This is a genomic window from Novosphingobium sp. (genome assembly GCF_036820275.1).
Classification (GTDB): Bacteria; Pseudomonadota; Alphaproteobacteria; order Sphingomonadales; family Sphingomonadaceae; genus Novosphingobium.
Genome location: NZ_DAISLT010000048.1, coordinates 28,311 through 46,308 on the forward strand (window position 1 = coordinate 28,311; position 17,998 = coordinate 46,308).

The 17,998-nt window shown below is 63.0% G+C and carries 16 protein-coding genes; 6 read left to right on the forward strand and 10 right to left on the reverse strand.

The genetic code is table 11. From position 1 onward, the window contains the following. The first annotated feature begins 120 nt into the window (after positions 1 to 120). Both V7066_RS25045 and V7066_RS25050 read left to right on the forward strand, forming a co-directional pair. On the forward strand, positions 121 to 1,260 hold the full coding sequence (locus V7066_RS25045; protein WP_334185685.1) for a sterol desaturase family protein: 1,140 nt from the start codon (positions 121 to 123) through the stop codon (positions 1,258 to 1,260). Positions 1,261 to 1,262: 2 nt separating this feature from the next. Next, positions 1,263 to 1,871, forward strand: a complete 609-nt coding sequence (locus V7066_RS25050; RefSeq protein WP_334185686.1) for a TetR/AcrR family transcriptional regulator — start codon at positions 1,263 to 1,265, stop codon at positions 1,869 to 1,871. Positions 1,872 to 1,891: 20 nt separating this feature from the next. Here the strand turns inward: V7066_RS25050 and V7066_RS25055 are convergent, their stop codons facing one another. Next, a complete protein-coding gene (locus tag V7066_RS25055) occupies positions 1,892 to 3,199 on the reverse strand; it encodes a metal-dependent hydrolase family protein (RefSeq protein ID WP_334185700.1) in 1,308 nt (435 codons plus the stop codon). A 222-nt stretch (positions 3,200 to 3,421) separates the two neighbouring features. Between V7066_RS25055 and V7066_RS25060 the strand changes: the two genes are divergently transcribed. Then, a complete protein-coding gene (locus V7066_RS25060) occupies positions 3,422 to 3,673 on the forward strand; it encodes a hypothetical protein (RefSeq protein ID WP_334185687.1) in 252 nt (83 codons plus the stop codon). A 10-nt stretch (positions 3,674 to 3,683) separates the two neighbouring features. Here V7066_RS25060 and V7066_RS25065 read toward each other — a convergent pair whose 3' ends face one another. Both V7066_RS25065 and V7066_RS25070 read right to left on the reverse strand, forming a co-directional pair. Continuing rightward, the gene (locus tag V7066_RS25065; protein WP_334185688.1) at positions 3,684 to 4,595 is read right to left on the reverse strand and encodes a histone deacetylase family protein; all 912 of its coding nucleotides are present in this window, start codon (positions 4,593 to 4,595) and stop codon (positions 3,684 to 3,686) included. A gap of 68 nt (positions 4,596 to 4,663) precedes the next feature. After that, positions 4,664 to 4,921 (reverse strand): hypothetical protein, encoded by a 258-nt coding sequence (locus V7066_RS25070; protein WP_334185689.1) that lies wholly within the window; start codon positions 4,919 to 4,921, stop codon positions 4,664 to 4,666. Positions 4,922 to 5,154: 233 nt separating this feature from the next. On the opposite strand from V7066_RS25070, the gene V7066_RS25075 reads away from it, so the two are divergent. Beyond that, positions 5,155 to 5,919, forward strand: coding sequence for an NYN domain-containing protein (locus V7066_RS25075; RefSeq protein WP_334185690.1), 765 nt, complete (start codon positions 5,155 to 5,157; stop codon positions 5,917 to 5,919). Between the two features lie 200 nt (positions 5,920 to 6,119). On the opposite strand, the gene rtcA is transcribed toward V7066_RS25075, so the two are convergent. The 4 genes from rtcA to V7066_RS25095 form a co-directional block, all read right to left on the reverse strand. Beyond that, the gene (rtcA, locus tag V7066_RS25080; protein ID WP_334185691.1) at positions 6,120 to 7,136 is read right to left on the reverse strand and encodes an RNA 3'-terminal phosphate cyclase; all 1,017 of its coding nucleotides are present in this window, start codon (positions 7,134 to 7,136) and stop codon (positions 6,120 to 6,122) included. Further along, complete coding sequence (locus V7066_RS25085) at positions 7,133 to 7,933, reverse strand: nucleotidyltransferase domain-containing protein (RefSeq protein ID WP_334185692.1); 801 nt, start codon at positions 7,931 to 7,933, stop codon at positions 7,133 to 7,135. Before V7066_RS25085 ends, rtcA begins: the two co-directional genes overlap by 4 nt. A gap of 49 nt (positions 7,934 to 7,982) precedes the next feature. Beyond that, positions 7,983 to 9,209, reverse strand: a complete 1,227-nt coding sequence (locus V7066_RS25090; RefSeq protein WP_334185693.1) for an RtcB family protein — start codon at positions 9,207 to 9,209, stop codon at positions 7,983 to 7,985. 646 nt (positions 9,210 to 9,855) lie between these two features. Beyond that, entirely contained in the window at positions 9,856 to 11,403 is a 1,548-nt protein-coding gene (locus tag V7066_RS25095; protein WP_334185694.1) for an RNA-binding protein, read from the reverse strand. Positions 11,404 to 11,670: 267 nt separating this feature from the next. Here V7066_RS25095 and rtcR point away from each other — a divergent pair, with 267 nt between their 5' ends. Next, positions 11,671 to 13,260 (forward strand): RNA repair transcriptional activator RtcR, encoded by a 1,590-nt coding sequence (gene rtcR, locus V7066_RS25100; RefSeq protein ID WP_334185695.1) that lies wholly within the window; start codon positions 11,671 to 11,673, stop codon positions 13,258 to 13,260. Positions 13,261 to 13,409: 149 nt separating this feature from the next. Here rtcR and V7066_RS25105 read toward each other — a convergent pair whose 3' ends face one another. Further along, on the reverse strand, positions 13,410 to 14,048 hold the full coding sequence (locus V7066_RS25105) for a DJ-1/PfpI family protein (protein WP_334185696.1): 639 nt from the start codon (positions 14,046 to 14,048) through the stop codon (positions 13,410 to 13,412). Then, positions 14,048 to 15,634 carry a tyrosinase family protein gene (locus V7066_RS25110; protein WP_334185697.1) on the reverse strand — a complete coding sequence of 529 codons (1,587 nt, stop codon included), beginning with the start codon at positions 15,632 to 15,634 and terminating at the stop codon, positions 14,048 to 14,050. Before V7066_RS25110 ends, V7066_RS25105 begins: the two co-directional genes overlap by 1 nt. A gap of 247 nt (positions 15,635 to 15,881) precedes the next feature. On the opposite strand from V7066_RS25110, the gene V7066_RS25115 reads away from it, so the two are divergent. Then, the gene (locus V7066_RS25115; RefSeq protein WP_334185698.1) at positions 15,882 to 16,343 is read left to right on the forward strand and encodes a hypothetical protein; all 462 of its coding nucleotides are present in this window, start codon (positions 15,882 to 15,884) and stop codon (positions 16,341 to 16,343) included. Between the two features lie 528 nt (positions 16,344 to 16,871). Here V7066_RS25115 and V7066_RS25120 read toward each other — a convergent pair. Beyond that, complete coding sequence (locus V7066_RS25120; RefSeq protein ID WP_334185699.1) at positions 16,872 to 17,771, reverse strand: phytanoyl-CoA dioxygenase family protein; 900 nt, start codon at positions 17,769 to 17,771, stop codon at positions 16,872 to 16,874. Positions 17,772 to 17,998 lie beyond the last annotated feature (227 nt).

Here is a 17,998-nt window from a genome sequence, read left to right on the forward strand (position 1 = left end):
TTACCCTCTCGATCACGTTTCCCGCATGAGGTATCGTGAAATCGAACACCGTACAATAAAAAATTAGACAACGTTCTATTTCACCGATATGAAGGCCTCACGAATTTCAGGGAAACGGACATGACGGGATTTCTGAAAAAGCTGATGTGCGATCTGGAGGCTCCGATCGAGGCGCGCGGCTTCGGCACCGGGTGGTTTTCGGGCTTCTTCGCCCTGCTTTTTGCCGCGGCCGGGCTGTGCTTCGTCACGGCGCTGCGCTGGCCGGACTGGTTCGCCACGCCCGAACTCGCACGCGTGCTCGCCTCGTCCGGGTTTCGCATCGTGGTCCATGCCACCCTGCTCGGCGCCTATGCCCTCGCGCTGCTGAGCCTGCTGCTGCGTCCCCGCAAGGCACTGGGCATGACCGCCCTGGTCATCGCGCTGGCCGGCACGATCCTCGGCGGTGCTTCGGTGCAACCGCGGGAGATGCATGACTGGGGCATCTTCTTCGGCGTCGACTTCTTCGCCGTGAACCTCATCGCCACCGGCCTGATGTTCGCGCCATTGGAACGCATCGTCCCGCACCGCGCGAAGCAGCGCCTGTTCCGCGCCGAATGGCGGGAAGACCTGTTCTACTTCCTCATCAGTTCGATGCTGGTTCAGCTCATCACCTTCCTGGCGCTCGCCCCGTCGAGCTATCTCAATACCCACGGCACCGGGCTGTCCGGCATCCGTGGCGCGATCGGCGCCCTGCCCTGGGCCGTACAGTTCCTGCTGGCGATGTTCCTGACCGACCTCGCCCAGTACTGGTTCCACCGCCTGTTCCACCGCATACCGTTCCTCTGGGGCTTCCATGCGGTGCACCACTCGGCGCGTTCGATGGACTGGCTGGCCGGCGGACGGATGCATTTCGTGGAAATCGTGATGCTGCGCGGCGTGACCTCGCTGCCGCTGCTGACCTTCGGCTTCCTGCCCTCGGTGATGCAGGCCTATATCGGCATGGTCTACGTGTACTCCTCGCTGATCCACGCCAACGTGCGGGGCGACTTCGACCGGCTGGGCCGCTTCCTCGTGGTCCCGCGCTTCCACCACTGGCACCATGCGCTGGAGGCCGAGGGGATCGACAAGAACTTCGCGATCCACTTCCCCTGGCTCGACCGCCTGTTCGGCACCCATTACTTCCCCAAGGGCAAGTGGCCGCAAGGCTACGGCGTGCCCGAGGCGGTGCCGAGCGGCTACCTCGCGCAGATGCGCTATCCCTTCGTGCGCAAGGCGCACTGAAAATGGCCAGACGCTCCGACCACGGGCGCGAGGAACTGCAGGCCCTGATCCTCGACACCGGGCGGCAGGTCATGGCGGAAAGCGGCTATGCCCGCTTTTCCGCCCGCGAGGTGGCGAAGCGCATCGGCTATTCGGTGGGGACGGTCATGCACGTCTTCGGCAATGTCGGCGCGCTCGTCATGGCCATCAATGCGCGGACCTTCCGGCTCTGGACGCAGTGGCTGGAAGAGCGGCTGGAAGGCACGCAGGGACAGGAACGCATCCTGGTGCTGGTGCGCGGCTACTTCGATTTCGCAGCCAGCCACCGCAACTTGTGGTCGGCCATCTATGAGCACCGCGTCCCGGAAGGCACCGCGATGGCGGAAGACCTCGTCACCGAGCGCGTCCGCCTGACCGGCATGATCGCCCGCGAAGTCGCCTCGGTGCTTCCGGATGCGAATGCCGCGAAGACCACCGAACTCGCCAGTTCGCTGATCGCCAACGTCCACGGCCACTGCGCGTTCCTGCTGGGCGGCACGTTCTCGCTGATGGGCGTCGAGCACCCCGCCGAACTTGCCGCCACCCGCGTCCTGGAAACGCTCCGCGCCAATGGCGCCCGGCTGGCCGCCTGAGCCGACCGGAAGCCCCCTCCTCAGATCAGCGGCTTTCCGCCCGATTTGACGACCGCCCCGCCCTTCATGACGAAACCGACGTTCTCCAGCGCCTTCACGTCGGCCAGAGGGTCGCCGTCCACGGCAATGATGTCGGCATAGCGTCCCGCCTGCAAGGTACCGACTTCGGCGCTGCCCAGCAGGTCCGCCGCATTGCCGGTCGCCGTGCGGATCGCATCCATCGGCGTCATGCCCGCACCGACCAGCAAGGCGAATTCCTGCGCATTCTCGCCATGCTTCGACAGACCGAACGTGTCCGTTCCGAAAGCAATCTTCACGCCCGCGGCATAAGCGTCATGTAGATTGCGGCGCAGGAGCGGCGCGATCTGCAGCGCCTTTTCGGCGGTGGACGGATTGAGCTGCTCGGGATGTTCCTTCGCGCGCTGGTAGACCCGCTCCCCGACCAGCATGGTGGGCACCAGATAAGTCCCGTACTGCTTGAAGAGCTTGTAACTGCCCGCGTCGGCATAGGAGCCGTGCTCGATGGAATCGACGCCCAGCGCGATCGTATGGTCGATCGCCTCCTTGCCGTGGGCGTGAGCGGCCACCTTCATCCCCAGCGCATGCGCGGTATCGATGACGGCCTTGATCTCCTCGTCGGTCATCAGCTGGTGGCGGGGGTCGTCGCCGATCGACATGACGCCTCCCGAGGGCATGATCTTGATGAGATCCACACCCTCGCGTTTCAACTGCCTGACCGCCAGTCTCGCGGATTCGGGGCTGTCGATGACATTGTCGGCGATATGCGGAATATCGGCGAACTCGGCGCGCAGACCGTTGACCGGATCGCCGTGCCCACCGGTAGGACCGAGCGCCGCGCCCGCTACCCACATGCGCGGTCCCGGCACCACGCCGCCCTCGATCGACTTCTTCAGCGCGACGACGACCTGGGTATTAGCCCCGCAGTCGCGCACCGAGGTAAATCCTGCCAGCAGGGTATTGCGGGTGAACAGGGTCGCCTCGATCGCATCCTCGAAATCGCTGCGCGTCACCGTATTGCGGATCGGATCGCCAGCATGCCATCCGGCGGTGATGTGATCGTGGGTATCGATAAGGCCGGGCAGCACCGTCTTGTCGGCCAGCTCTACCACTTCGGCCCCGGCAGGCGTGACGAAACCCGGCTGGATTGCCGTGATGCGGTCATCGGTAACGAGGATCGAGACCTTCTGCCGAGGCGCCGCCCCGGTTCCGTCGATGAAACGCCCGGCATGGATCACGAGATCCTTCGCAGAAGCCCCGCCACCGGGCACGAGCGCCGCGGTGACAAGCCACAACGCCGCCCCGGCCATAGGCTTCACAGATTTGCCCCCTCGCATTCCCGCCCCTCTCGCTATCGGTCATGGGCAGAGTTGCGCCGCCCGCGCCTCGCGTCAATGACTTATCTCCCGCAGTGATGGCGAAGCCTTCAGGCCGGCCCGACCGGCGCGAGCTTCCCCTTCGTGGCATTTGGAGGCAGCCGGAATGAGGCATTCAGCCTTTGCATTCGTCATGACCCGCGATAGGCGCACGTCATGATGGACATTCCCTGGGACCAGCCCGCCACGCTGATCGATCTCGACGGCAAGACGCCAGTGATCGGATTGATGCTCGAATGCGTGATGCACTTCTCGCTCTTCAAGCCTTTCGCAAAGGAGCAGGCGCGCATTCTGCTGACGCGGCCTGTGTTCCGCGAAGGCCGCAAGACCCGCACCTGGATTCTCAATCCCGACGAGATCGCAACACTTGTCGAGCGGCTCAATGCCGAGAGGAACGCGGCTCAGTAATCCCGCCCGATCAGGCGGCATCCCTCGCGTTGATCGTGGCGGAAAGGGCGAGGATCGTGCGCGCGTGCCGCAAGGCCACGGCTTCGCGGTCCGCGCCATAACCGCCGCCCAGCGTACTCGCCAATGGAATGCCGCGCCGCTTCGCCTCTGTCGCCACAAAGCGGTCGCGGCCCGCCAGGCCTTCGTCGGTCAGGGACAGCCGGCCAAGCTTGTCGTCTGTATGGGCATCGACGCCTGCCTGCAGCAGGATCAGGTCCGGCACGAAATGATCGAGGACCATGGGCAGCGATCCGGCCAGGGCTTCCAGATAACCCCCATCGCCCGTTCCATCGGGTAGACCGATATCCAGTGAAGAGCGTGCCTTGCGGGTGGGGAAGTTCTTCTCGGCATGAATGGACAGCGTGAAGATGTCGCTGCGCCCTGCGGTCAGGGCCGCAGTGCCGTCGCCCTGGTGTACATCGAGATCGAGGATCAGGATGCGCGAGACGTCCCCCTCCTCGATCAGCCTGTTGGCGGCGAGCACCAGATCATTGAACACACAGTAGCCTGCACCGGTATCGGCGAGGGCGTGATGGCTGCCACCGGCGGAGTTTGCAGCATACCCGTGCTGCAGCGCCAGCTTCGCCGCGAGCCATGTGCCACCGGGGGAGAGCTGCGATCGCCGGGAAATCCGCTCGTCGATCGCAAAACCGATCCGGCGCTGCTTGGCCACCGGCACCGAGCAAGCGATGACTTCGTCGACATAGCTCGGGTCGTGGACAGCCTCGAGCCATTCCCGCGGCATGATTTCAGGCGCATGGACCGACATGGGTACGCCGCTTTCGCCCAGCGCCCGCATGACCAGTGCATACTTGTCATGCGGGAAAGTGCCCGTACGCTCGGTTTCGACTACGTAGCCGGGATGATGGACGACGTGCAGCATGGCCTGCAGGTAGAACGCCGAGGCACGCAGGTCGAGATGGTCGTCAACGCCCCAAGCTGCCCGTGCTCTTACGGCGCGGTGCTTGGTCCGGAATTCAACAAAGCTATGATTTCCTGTTCGGCGGCGGTCGCTTCGACGATGAGTTTACGCAATTCCTTCGCCGTGTCTTCGAGAAGGCCGGCGCCCAGCGGCCGCTCGCCATTAATGAAACGGCGAATAGCCCGCTCGTCGATGCCGATGCGCCGCGAGAATGCTGTGGTGCCGCCAAAAAGCTGAACACAATAAGCGAAGTGCTCGCGCTGCTCGTGGGTGGAAGATGCCGTCATATTATCCGCCTGTTGGTTTGCTGTCATCGCCATAGGCCAACTGGCGCATGAGGCAACATGCGCGCCCTCGCTGGGCGGGATCAACGGAAATTCCCTTTGCGCAAACACGTTTCTTCCAGTCCGTCGCATCACTGGTAGCGAAGCTTGTTCTCGAACCCTTCCGTTGCCGTCCGCATCGAAGCGGCAAATGATTTAAGGGTGGAAGACAGCCTCCCGAGAAGTCATGATGAGAAATGGCTTCCGAACCAAGAACCCCAAGGCTCGCTGTCCTGATCGACGCGGACAATGCTTCCTACCGGATCGCGGACGGACTGTTCGCAGAGATTGCCAAGATCGGCGAGGCCAGCGTACGGCGTATCTACGGCGACTTTTCAGGGACCCGGCTGAAATCCTGGTCGGACGTTCTGGCCACGCACGCGATCATGCCGCACCAGAACTTCGCGAACACGGTCGGCAAGAACGCATCGGATATTGCTCTGGTCATAGACGCCATGGATTTGCTCCATAGCGGCCGCTTCGAGGCGTTCTGCCTGGTGTCTTCGGACAGCGACTTCACCCGGCTTGCCGCCCGCATTCGGGAACAGGGGATCGATGTCTATGGTTTCGGGGAGCAGAAGACGCCCGAAAGCTTCCGCCAGGCCTGCAAGCGATTCATCTATACGGAAAACCTGCTTCCGGAAGCGCCGACCTCCGACGAACCGGAAAGGCCGGATCAGCGCCCTGCCTCGGCCGCCCGCTCCCCCACCATGGCGGTCCCGCTGATCCGGCGCGCGGTGAAGCAACTCGAAGACGACGACGGCTGGGTTGCGCTGGGCGGCGTAGGCCAGCGCCTTGCCGCGCTCGCCTCCGACTTCGACCCCCGAACTTTCGGCCATGCCAAGCTCGGCGACCTGGTGGAAAAGACCGGTGCCTTCGAAGTCAGACGCACGCCGGGGCGCGGCGTCCATATCCGGTACAAACAGCCACCCAAACCCGGCGCCGGAAAGTCCAAGATATAGACTATCGGCTCTGCCCTCTACCGGCCTGCATACCATCAGATGCCGGGGGCACTCCGCAGTTCACGCTTGATCGACCTGTGCCCCTGAGTGGCATAGAACGTGATTTATTCCACTCAGGGGAATGTATTCGAATTACATCAAGTCGTAGCGGGTCTCGCTTCAGAGCCGAATTCTCCTCGACCCCGACCATTCAGCCCAATCTATGCGAACGTAACCTGATGGTGCCCGGTGTCGGTCAGGCCAAGATCGATGCGCGTTCCAACAAAGCGCCTGGCGATATCGATACCCGTCAGCAGGTGTCCGCTGGGCTTCACGGTGGTGAATGACCCGCCCCCTGCCAGCACAAACGGCAACACAAGCTGGTCGGCCAGGTACGGACCTGCGAAGGCACCGGATTCGACGTAGCCCTTGAGCCGCCCGGCAGCGGTCTTCGCCAGACGTTCGGCAGTAACGCCGAGTTGTCCGAAACCGCTGGCGATCTCGGTCACGGCATCCTTGCGCGCCTCGATCATCAGAATGATCCCCGGCCCCTGATCGGCCGGCAGTTCGCGCAGCGAGAAGGCTTCCTCCGGCCAATCCGGAAAATCCTTGCGGAGCCGCGCCATCATGCGCAGGGCGATCTCGCTGGGCAGGCCTGCAAACACCACCTGAGCCGACGCATAACCCAAGGCCCCGGATTCCGGGCACTCGATGGGGCGAAGCGGTGCGGGCGTGATGTCCACCTCGATACGGCCGCCGCCGCGCGGGTAGAAACCATGCCGCACCAGCCTTGCCTCGATCTTGGGGCCCATCCGGTTGATGACCGGCAGGAACGTCCGCTCGATGAAGTCGAACGGCGGCGCCAGCATGTTGTGCGTGCCGCCTTCCAGCACCAGCCGCGAAGGCCGGTCGGCCAGCACCAAAGGCATGAGCACGGTCTGGAGCACCAGACCGGTGCTGCCGGCAGTGCCAACCGAGAAATGGTATTCGCCCGGCTCGACCCGGCCGGGCCGGAACGTGATTTCCGGCGAACCCACCTCAAGGCCCTCCACCTCGGCATTGCCGATCCGCGCCGCCGCCTCGACGGCAGTCACGTGCTGGCGCATCAGGCCGGGCTTCGAGCGCTTGCCCCGAACATTGGCGATACGGAACGGCTTGCCGGTGACGAGCGAGAGGGCGCAGGAATTGCGCACGACCTGGCCGCCGCCCTCGCCTTCGGATCCATCGATTTCAATCATGAGTTTACCAAATCCAGAAAAATGTCTTCCGCCGCCCGAAATGCATCGGACGGCACGGGTCGCTCGGGCACTTCACCGACGCGCCCCACTCCATCGCGGAGCAGCTCATCGCGGATCAGGGCATCGAGTTCGGGATAGCGCCGGGCATTGCCCTGCTCCCGCGTTTCGCGCTTTGCGGCAACGAGATCCTCGATCATCGCCACAGTGGTGACGGAAAGGTCGGTCACGGCCATGAGCTGCTGGAGATTCATCGGCGGACGCCGCGTCGGATCGAGCCGCATGGCACGGATCGCAAGCGCCGGACGAAGCGCGTAAAAGTAGCGCTTTACGGGCACCGGTGCCTCGTCTTCGGGCCAGCAAGCCATCGCATTGCGCCCCAGACTGGCATAGTGCCGGGCAACGCCGCGCGGGTCGAAGACCATGTCCCCGAGGGCCGCCACCCGCGCCATGACCGGATGATCCGCGCGATAACGGATCGGCGATTGCAGCCACTCACTGCCAGTCGCGTTCGACTTCAGCATCAAGCCCAGCAGCTTGCGCAGATCCCAGCCGTTAAGGTCGATTTCGTCGACGATAGGCCGCTCGATCACGTCGCGCGGCGGGCGCAGCGCCAGATAGGCATCGCGGGTGCGCACATAGACAAAGCGCACATCGTAATCGCTGTCGGGCGAAGGAAAGCCCCAGGCCCGCGAGCCGGATTCCACCGCCAGCAACAGGCGCGCGCCATCGTCCGCCTCGATTGCGGCAAGGCGCCGGTCGATTTCAGCCTTTACGGTCGGGTCGATCTGCCCGGTCACGGTATTCACTCCATTCGGTTTCGGGTGCGGTGGCCCGCGTGAGGGGGGATCACCCCTTCACGCAGACCACTTGCTTCAAGGTATGGACGATCTCGACGAGGTCGGCCTGGGCCGCCATCACCGCCTCGATCGGCTTGTAGGCGCGCGGCGTCTCATCGATGACGCCCGCATCCTTGCGGCATTCGACACCAGCGGTGTCAGCCACATGCTCGGCCAAAGACACTTGCCGCTTGGCCTCGTTGCGGCTCATCACCCGTCCGGCCCCGTGCGAGCAGCTGTGGAAGCTCTCCGGGTTGCCGAGCCCGCGCACGATGAAGCTCTTCGCGCCCATCGATCCCGGAATGATCCCCAAGGTGCCCTTGGCGGCCCGTACCGCACCCTTGCGGGTGACCAGCACGTTTTCACCGAAGTGGTTCTCCCGCGTCACGTAGTTGTGATGGCAGTTCACCGCTTCCAGTTCGGCGTCGAAGGGCTTGGCGATCTTCAGGCGCAGCGCGGCGATGACCTGCGCCATCATCATGCGCCGGTTGAGCGCCGCGAAGTCCTGCGCCCACTCCACCGCCTCGACATAGTCGTCGAAGTGGTCTGTCCCTTCCGGGAAGTAGGCAAGGTCCTCGTCCGGCAGGTTGATATGCCACTTGCGCATGTCCTGCTTGGCCAGTTCGATGAAGAACGTGCCAATGGCGTTGCCGACCCCGCGCGAACCAGAGTGCAGCATGATCCAGACCCGCGCCTCTTCGTCGAGGCAAAGCTCGATAAAATGGTTGCCCGTCCCCAGTGTCCCGAGATGCGTCAGGTTGTTGGTGTTCTTCAGGCGCGGGTGCTTGTCGCACAGCCGTTCGAAACGGACGGCGAGCGTCGCCCAAGCCTCGACAATGGCCGGCGGCGGAGAACCCCACGAACCGCTGTCGCGCTTGCCGCGCCCAACGACGCGTCCGTGCGGGACCGCCTGCTCGATGGCCGCACGGATGCCGTCCAGACTGTCCGGCAGGTCGTGCGCCATGAGCGAAGTGCGCGCGGCCATCATGCCGCAGCCGATGTCGACGCCGACCGCTGCCGGGATCACCGCGCCCTTGGTCGGGATGACCGACCCCACGGTGGCGCCGATGCCGACATGCACGTCGGGCATGGCCGCCACATGGCGGAAGATGAACGGCATCTTCGAGGCGGCGGCAAGCTGGTCCTTCGCCTTCTCGTCCACGGGCACGCCGCGGGTCCACATTTTGATGGGCACGCCGCCTTCGACCTGCCGGAATTCGAAACTGGTGTCGGTCATGGCCGATCTCCTTGAAAATACGTCATAGGTGCCGGCGACGAGAGGTGGCGAGACGTTTTTGCTGAGCTACTCCGGTTTCCCGGGGATGGCTTCGAACCATCGACCTCCCGCTCCCAGAGCAGGTGCTCTACCCGATGTAGTCCCGCCGGCATTCGCCAGCATTGAATGGGGTCACGGCGACGAGGATTGGGAAGGACATTGCCCACAAGGGGCGCCGCTCTACCGCTAAGCTACAGGCCCGCAGATTGGTGGACCTGGCGGGATTCGAACCCGCGCCTGCATCGTGACAGGATGTAGTCCTTGCCCGGCATTCGCCGTGAAAAAATGGGTCGGCCGCGGCGACGAGAAATGGCGAGACGTGGTCCTTAAGCTACATGGCAAGGCGGGATTCGAACCCGCATCTCCCCGATCCATCCCATCGCCAGGATGGGAAGGAACGGGGCGCTTTACTCGTCGGACCTGCGCATGGTGCCAATGTAGTCCCACCGGCATTCGCCGCGGCCTGAAGTGATGCATCCCGGCGACGAGGTATGGCAAAGACCGCTCTACCAACTGAGCTACCACCCGTTTCCGGGAGGGCAGGGTTCGAACCTGCGACACGTGTAGTCCTTGCCTCATTCGCCGAGGATGCAATCGTCTTCGTTCTTCAAACCTCCGTTTCGTTCACGATTTCGACCCAGTCGCGCGTCTGCCCGGAGGCAAAGCGCGCCATTGCGTCGAACACCGCATCGGTGAAGCCGCCGACATTCAGGATGTCCGCCCGGCTTGTTGCCTGCGTGGTACCGTAAGGCGCGATGTCGATGCAGATCAGCTTGGCACCCGGATTGCGGGCCTTCAGCCGGTTCCACTCGTCCATCGTCGCCGTGGCGCCATTGCGGGACGGATCGACCCAGGACTCGTTGTCCGAGACGATCACCACGGTATCGACCTTCGCCCGCTCGCGGTTGAGCAGCGCGAGCGGCGCCGAGACATTGGTGCCGCCTCCACAAACCCCGGCCAACTTCGCGGCATTCACCGCGACGCGGGCCTTGGGATCAAGCTTCAGCGAAACCACGTTGAACTCGAAAGGCAGTACGCGGGCCTGACGGTTGCCGCGCAGCAGCGCCGCCGCAACCAGCGCCGCGACATCGATGCACCGCACTTTCGAACTCGCGCCCTTGCGATAGCCGGTTACCGGCGACGACATCGAACCAGAGACGTCCGGGCAGACGACGACGTTGCCGGAGAGAACCGGAACTTTCGCAAGCGAGGATTCCAGCGCCTTTTCCAGCGCCGCCTGCACGTCCAGCGGCACGCCATCCCCCACCTGCCCCATGGCGACCATGAGCTGGTATGGCATGACCCGCGCACGAGAGAGCGCCTCCGCATCACCAAGCCGCCTTGCAACCGTCCCGCTCACACCCGGAACCAGGAAGGCGCCGCTGCGGGCAATCGTGTTGAGGTTCATGCGCAGTGCCTGCCAGCCCATCCGTCCGGCCAACTCGCCCCACTGCTCCGCAGAGAGCGAGTGCGCGGTCAGCCATTCGAACGGCACCGGTGGCAGCGGCAGCGAGGTATCCCGCTTCCACGCCTCGAACGCGGCGATTTCGGCCGGCAGCGCGGCAAAGTCATAGGGCTTGCCGATCAGCCAGCCGTAGAACGCGCGCCGTTCTGCCGACGCGGGCCCCGGGTGAACCATCCTGACGATGTCCGCCAGAGAAGGATCGTTGCCGGTCGCCGCGGCCATCAGTCGCTGTATCGATGCCGCCTCCAGCCACTCGCGCACGAGCCGCTTGGGACGCGAACCCAGCGAACGCCGCCCGACCTGCCCGGAACGCATGATCTGCACGAACGTGCGCAGCATGCGGCCGTTGTCGATCACGCGCCCGAAAACGCAGGGTGCAAGATCGGGATCGGCGGTGGTCAGGTAAGCCGTCAGCAAGGCCGGCATATCCTTCATCGCGCCGGACTTGCGGGCATAGACAGCAGCCTTCGCCACGAATTCGGGCGAGACGTCCGCAGCGGCGGCCAGCACATCGTCAAGCTGCGCCTCGGCGCCGGAGTAGAACCCGTCGGACAGCGAGCCGGTGGCGGCCAATTGGGCGAGCTTCGCTTCGGGGCCATAGGCATAGGCCACGCCGCCTGCATGGTTCACCACATCGGTGCGCGGCAGAAACCGCGAAGCGGTGCCGGCAAAGAGACGCTTGAGAGCCATGGTTGCAATTCCTTGTTTCGGGAGTGGAGGCAGCCGGCCCATTCCGGCCGCCCCGCTTTTCCCGTTTCATCGTGCCGGAGTGTTCGACCGCTCCGGCACAAAGGTATTTGCAGGCACCGTGCCAAATTCGATCTTATGCCGAAGAAAAATTTGAAAATCACGGAAATCAGGGATTTTCTGGGTATCGCCAATCTTCATGTCGGGCATGGCCGGAAGAAAGCGATCCTATATTTGTATCCCTTTATATAAGATGATATCCTAGGATATATGCGATCAACCACCGTCATCGGCTTCCTCGGCTCCACGCTTGACGCGTCCAAGTTCGGCCCTTCGCGATGGATGAAGTGGCGCCCCTCAGTAGCGCTGGCCATGCACGAGGACTTGCGTGTCGACCGCTTCGTGATGATGCATGGCACCGGGCACAGCCGCCTTGCCGGGTTTGTCAGCGAGGACATCGCCTCCGTCTCGCCCGAAACCACGGTCGAGCGCCACGTCGTCGATTTCCAGGACCCCTGGGATTTCGAGGAAGTCTACGGGAAGCTGCTGGATTTCACCCGCAGCCTGAAGATCGACCCCGAAACGGAAGACCTGCTGGTCCACATCACCACCGGCACCCATGTTGCGCAGATCTGCCTGTTCCTGCTGACAGAGGCGCATTACCTGCCCGGCCGCCTGCTCCAGACGCAGCCCAGCCGCCGCGCCGACGGCACCGCACCGGGCGCCTGGAGCGTGATCGACCTTGATCTGTCGCGCTACGATTCCATCGCCACTCGTTTTGCTGAAGACAGTCGGGAAAGCGCCTCTTTCCTGAAGTCAGGGATCGAAACCCGGAACGCCGCCTTCAACGCGATGATCGAGGAGATCGAACAGGTCGCCTCGCGCACCCGCGCGCCGATCCTGCTGATGGGGCCGACCGGCGCCGGCAAGAGCCAGCTCGCCCGCCGCATCCACGACCTCAAGAAAGTGAAGCGGCAGGTCTCCGGCCCGTTCGTGGAAGTCAATTGCGCCACCTTGCGCGGCGACAGTGCGATGTCGGCCCTGTTCGGACACAAGAAAGGCGCCTTCACCGGCGCCGCGGCCGACCGCGCTGGCCTGCTACGCAGCGCCGATGGCGGGATGCTGTTCCTCGATGAGATCGGCGAGCTCGGCCTGGACGAACAGGCGATGATCCTGCGCGCGATCGAGGACAAGCGCTTCCTGCCCGTGGGCGCCGACCGCGAGGTGTCCAGCGATTTCCAGCTTATCGCCGGCACCAACCGCGATCTGGCACGCTGCGTGGTCGACGGGACTTTCCGGGAAGACCTCTTCGCGCGCCTCAACCTTTGGACGTTCTCGCTGCCTGGCCTCGCTGACCGGCGCGAGGACATCGCCCCCAACCTGGACTACGAACTGGATCGCCACGCCGAACGCGAGGGCGAACGGATTTCGTTCAACAAGGAAGCGCGCGGCCGCTATCTCACTTTTGCGATGTCCCGAGACGCCCACTGGAACGGCAACTTCCGCGACCTTGCCGCCAGCGTCACGCGCATGGCGACCTTTGCGCCGAAAGGCCGCATCGATCTGGCGACGGTCGACAACGAAATCACCAGACTTGGACGCCTGTGGTCCGGCAACACCGCCAACAAGGACGATGGACTGGTAACGGTCCTCGACGCGGAAAGACTGGGCGAGATCGACCCATTCGACCGCGTCCAATTGGCTTACGTCGTGGACACATGCCGCGAGAGCACGTCCCTGTCCGAAGCCGGGCGACGCCTCTTTTCCGCCTCGCGCGCCCGCCGCAACAGCACTAACGATGCCGACCGGCTCAGGAAGTATCTTGCTCGTTTCGGTTTGGATTTCACGGCAGTTCAATAGCGTTCTGACCTGCCGGACGGTGGTCTCTCCATCATACTACGCCAACACGTATCGTAAACAGACAGTAGACCCCTCGCCGCCACACCTATCTCCTGAGAGATACTTTATTGCCTAACTAACGACGACACTCGCGCAAACCCCATTATTCCCTAACCAAGCGAAGGCACGATCACGTTGGGAATGAGGCTCGCCACCGGCGGATCGGGGTAATATTGCGAAACGCGCTGCGCCTCCTGGGCGGCGGACGTGCCGGACAGAATCTCGATCAGCCGCAGCGCCTCGTCCAGCCCCGAGGAAATTCCTCCGCCGGTCAGCCGGTTGCGATCCTCCTGAAAGCGCGGATGACCGTCACCGACGGTCACCTTGGGATAATTCGCCAGAAGATCGGGGATCGCCGACCAATGCGTCGTCGCCGTATAGCCGTCGAGCAATCCGGCCGCGGCCAGCAGCAGCGCTCCGGTACATACCGAACAGACCCAAGTGCTCATCTGCGCCTGTGCTATCAGGAAATCCAGATAAGTGCGGTCTGGGTCACCAATGATACGCTCCAGACTCGCCGACCCCGCTCCCGGCACCCAGAGCGCATCGTAGGTAGACGGCACCGGAAGACCGGCGGATACCTGCAGCGCCACACCTGATCCGGTGACGATGGTGCCCGGCACCTCCGCCACCAGATCGACCTGAAGACCGCCCCAGAAGAACATTTCTGCAGGCCCGCAGACATCCAGCAGATCGACCCCTTGGTAGACCGGAATAAGAACCCGCGGCTTCCCCTCCTCGGCCCCCATCAGCGGATCTCCAGCGTGAAGGGAGGCGCCGTCTCCGCCAGTTCGGCAGAGGCTATGCCTGACTTGCGAAGCATGCGCGGGCCGCCGCCCAGCGGTCCCTTGTGAGTACGGACCTCGACTTCGATCGCGCCCTCTTCCGCCGCCTGCACCGGAAGGCGAAAATCGGCCGAACTCCTCAGATGCGTCTGGCAATTGGCGCATCCCTCGACATGCCAGCGGCTGAGCACTGCCTCGTGCCCGAGTAAGCGCCGTTCTCCATCGATTTCAGCATAGGCAGAAATAACGAAGGACCCGCGGATCTTCGATCGATCGACACCCCCTACATGCAGGGTCCGCTCATCGTCGGCACGCTTTGCCAAGGCCAGCGTCTCCGCCGCTTCGAAGCTCGCCGCCGCGAAGCCGTCCAGCGAGCCGGGGCCATAGCTATAGCCCAGTTGCCCTTCGATATCGATGCAGTCCGCCGTGGTATAAACCGTGCCGTCCGCCTTCTTGAACGGATTGAGCGGTGTCTGCATCGTGATCGGCTCGTCGGGATCGCCATCGGCAGGCGGCGGATTGTTGGCGCCGTAGATCGCTCCCGGATCGGAGGAATCGATCGTGAACGACGTGGTGGCGCCATTGCGACGCTGCCAGGTCCAGAAGACGTAGTCGATGAAGCAGTGGTGGAAGAAGAAGATCGGATCGAGACCTGCCGTGTCGTTTTCGCCCATGTCACCGTTCGCACCGTCGATCGGCGACATATTGCCTTGTCCGGGCACGTCGAAACCACCGACGGCCAGATGCATGCTGTTGTGCGGGCTTTCGAGCGCACGCACCGGCTTGGTCGGGTTGGCAGTGTTCCAGGCACCCTGCGAGGTGGTGTTAGAGAACAGCGTGTAAGTCGGCGCATTCAGGCAGGCGACGAACTTGCTGTAGACCTCCCCCATCGGATTGCCGCCGATGACGATGGTCGACGTGAGCCAGGCGATGACGTTGCCGTTCAGAGTTTCGACATTCGCGGCATAACTGGGAAACTTCGCGTTATGCGCGGCAGTCACCTGCCGGTCGGCCTCCGTACCGACCAGCCCCGACAGCGGATAGCGCACGGTCTCGTAGCCGGCGGGCTTGCTGTAAAGGGCATTGTCTCCCTGCACGTTGTCGACGATTTCCAGCGGCAGTTTGAAGGATCGCAGCGGATTGTCGATCTGAACGCCGTCCAGTTCGAAGAATTCGTCCGTCAGGGCGCGGGGAATGCCGCTCGTCCGCGAGGCCTCGCTGCATTCGTCCCAGAAAGGCAGTGTCACACTCTCGCAGCCCGGAATGCTTTGCAGCGCCTTTTCAAGTGCATGGAGATAGGCGCGGTGCCAACTCGGGAAAAGCACGGTACCGTGCTGGCAATAGCCGCCCCACCACTTCGGATCGGTTTCACCCGGCCCGCGAAACGGTTCCCCATGATATCCGCCCAGCACGAAGAACGAGCGGAGATCGGCAGGGTCCAGCTCCTTGATGCCCTTCCACGCCCGCATCAGGTTTTCAAGCTCGGCCCTGTTCCCGGCGTCGTAGTCTGCCTGAATATCGGCAATCGAGCGGCGGATACCAACACTCATCACGGATTCTCCTGAAAACAGGCCAAGACCATCACCTTCTTGACGACGACCTCATGACACTGAACTTAAATCGATTGGCAGTAATTAGAATAAACTAACCTGCAATCACCAAACACTTTGATTCGAATTAAACTACGACACGATCTATTTCAGATCGAATTCAATCTCGATGAATACAGATTTTTAATCCGCCATCAGGGATGGCCGCATGGTATTTGCGATGGAAAGCCCAGGATCGAGGTGCCCGATGCTCGCCGGAAAGTGGACTTATCGCAGTTACCTGAACAATCCTGCGCTCGTGGGAGAAGACGCTGCAGCCGCGCTTGCCCTCATTTTCGGAGAAGGCACTTTCGATTTCGAGCCGGAAAGCCACGACCGCTTCATCGGCGGCCTGGGAATGGGCAGCGGCTATGCACTGGCCCTGGAAGGGCTGCTGATCGCAAGCGACCCGGTGCAGTTCTCGATCATCGGCCGAGGCATACCCGGAACCGCAACCGACGGCTGGCGCTACGACTATCACGGCACGGCGGGCTACACATGGCCGTCGGCAACCGATCAGGTCTCCAGCTTGCTGGGCACCGTGCTTCGGGTAAATGCACATGGCGCCAACGCCCCCGCCGGCGTTACCGCATCGTTCATCGCGGTACGGCAGCCCGAAACGATCTCGCCGCGCATGGCCCGCCGCTCCTCGCTTACGATGGGGCTGTGAGACCTTTGCCCGTTCCGACCATTCTTCCACTCATGCGGCGCTACCCGCCATGGCTGGCAACGCCGGCGATCTGGTCCCTGGTCATGTCGCCGATCACGGCGGCTCAGCCACATCTGCTGGCAATCCCGATCTGCGGAGGCAAGGGCACGGAACAGAAGCGCCTGCCTATTTTGCCCGGAAGAACTCCCGATGACCGGCAAAATGACGCCTGCGCTCATGCCGCCTGCCCACGGCCCACCCGCGAAAGCCGGAATTCCGTCAAACCTCGCCTAACGTAAACTGGCCAGCAGCCTTCTGAATCGCTTTCCTGATGCACAGCTTGGTGCGATTCGACATAAAGTGCAGGCACCTTCCAGAAGCGCAAAGTGCGCCGGTCCGGCGCACAAATTGGCGGATTCCCTCTCAACCTTGTGCGATCTCAAATAATGCCAGTCCTTCGCGCGGCCTCTGACGATTTCTTCAAAGCAGATACCAAACCCTGACCGACGCCAATAATGCCCGGCCGATTGTCCGCATCGCATACGAACTCTAGCGCCAGACGCTCTGCTCTTCGAACCAGGGCGGAAACATTGAAAGATATTGAACCAGACGAGGACTTCCTGCGCGATTGGGGCTCGCCCCGTGCGGCAGATCATGACGGCAGATGATGAGGTCTCCTGCTCGTCCCGCGATCGGGACCGCCTCATCCTCGAGATCGAGCGAGCGCGGATCTTGCTCCCCGAGGTCATCCAGCCAGGCATCCAACCGACGATGAAAACCTGGAACCAGACGAAACGCGCCCTGCTCTGCCGCGGTATCGGTAAGATAGAGAACACCGAACATGCCGTAAGGGACCGGCCGATGCAGGCTACAATCCCAATGCAGGGGCGACGCTCGAAATGGTGCCGCATCTGTAACCGGAGGACTGAAGCCGAGCCGATCGATGCTGGGCCAGAGATCCGCCGTTCCCCATAGCTGCGCGAATGCCTTGTGTATTCGTGCGCTGTACCGTGCGACATCCTGCTGCGGACTTTGGAAATGCTGCAGCATGATTCCCTGCGGCCGCGCAGCATACCATGTCTCCGGGACGTCCTGCCGGGCCTCGGCCAGTTTCCAGACCAAGTGGGCTAATGCCATGACTTCGGCAGGCGCTATGGCATTATCGAGAATGGCATAACCGTCGTACTCCCATCTGGTGAGTTCACGCTCGTCCAGGACCGGCGGCATGCGGTCTATTGCATCGAGGCGGTCCTTCACTGCGGTCGGTATCGGCTCGCCGCGCACCAGCGCGATGTACCGGGCAAGCGCATCCGGGGACGGCAACCCCGCCATCTGCATTATCCAGCGCCTGAACTCGCCGGGCGAGGGACGGGTCTGCCCCAACCAGGTCGTTGTCTGTTCGAGCCCCAGCCCAAGCATGCTGAGCATCACCCGGGTGCGGGTGGTCATGCCTCCCCCGCCCCCGGTTTCGCCCAGTACTTGTGCCCGGAACCTGTCTAGCCCCGGAACAACGGGAAAAGCGCGATCATCGGTTTCGCTCAAATATAGCACTTCGCCCATGACAGTCTCTTGTCAGAAGTCCTTTGAGACTCTGAGTGTTACTCGTCCGTCGCGTTGGTTGGAGGCGCCGCGCAGGCCGAGTTCCATGTCGAAGACCCAGGTCGAGAGGGTGTAGA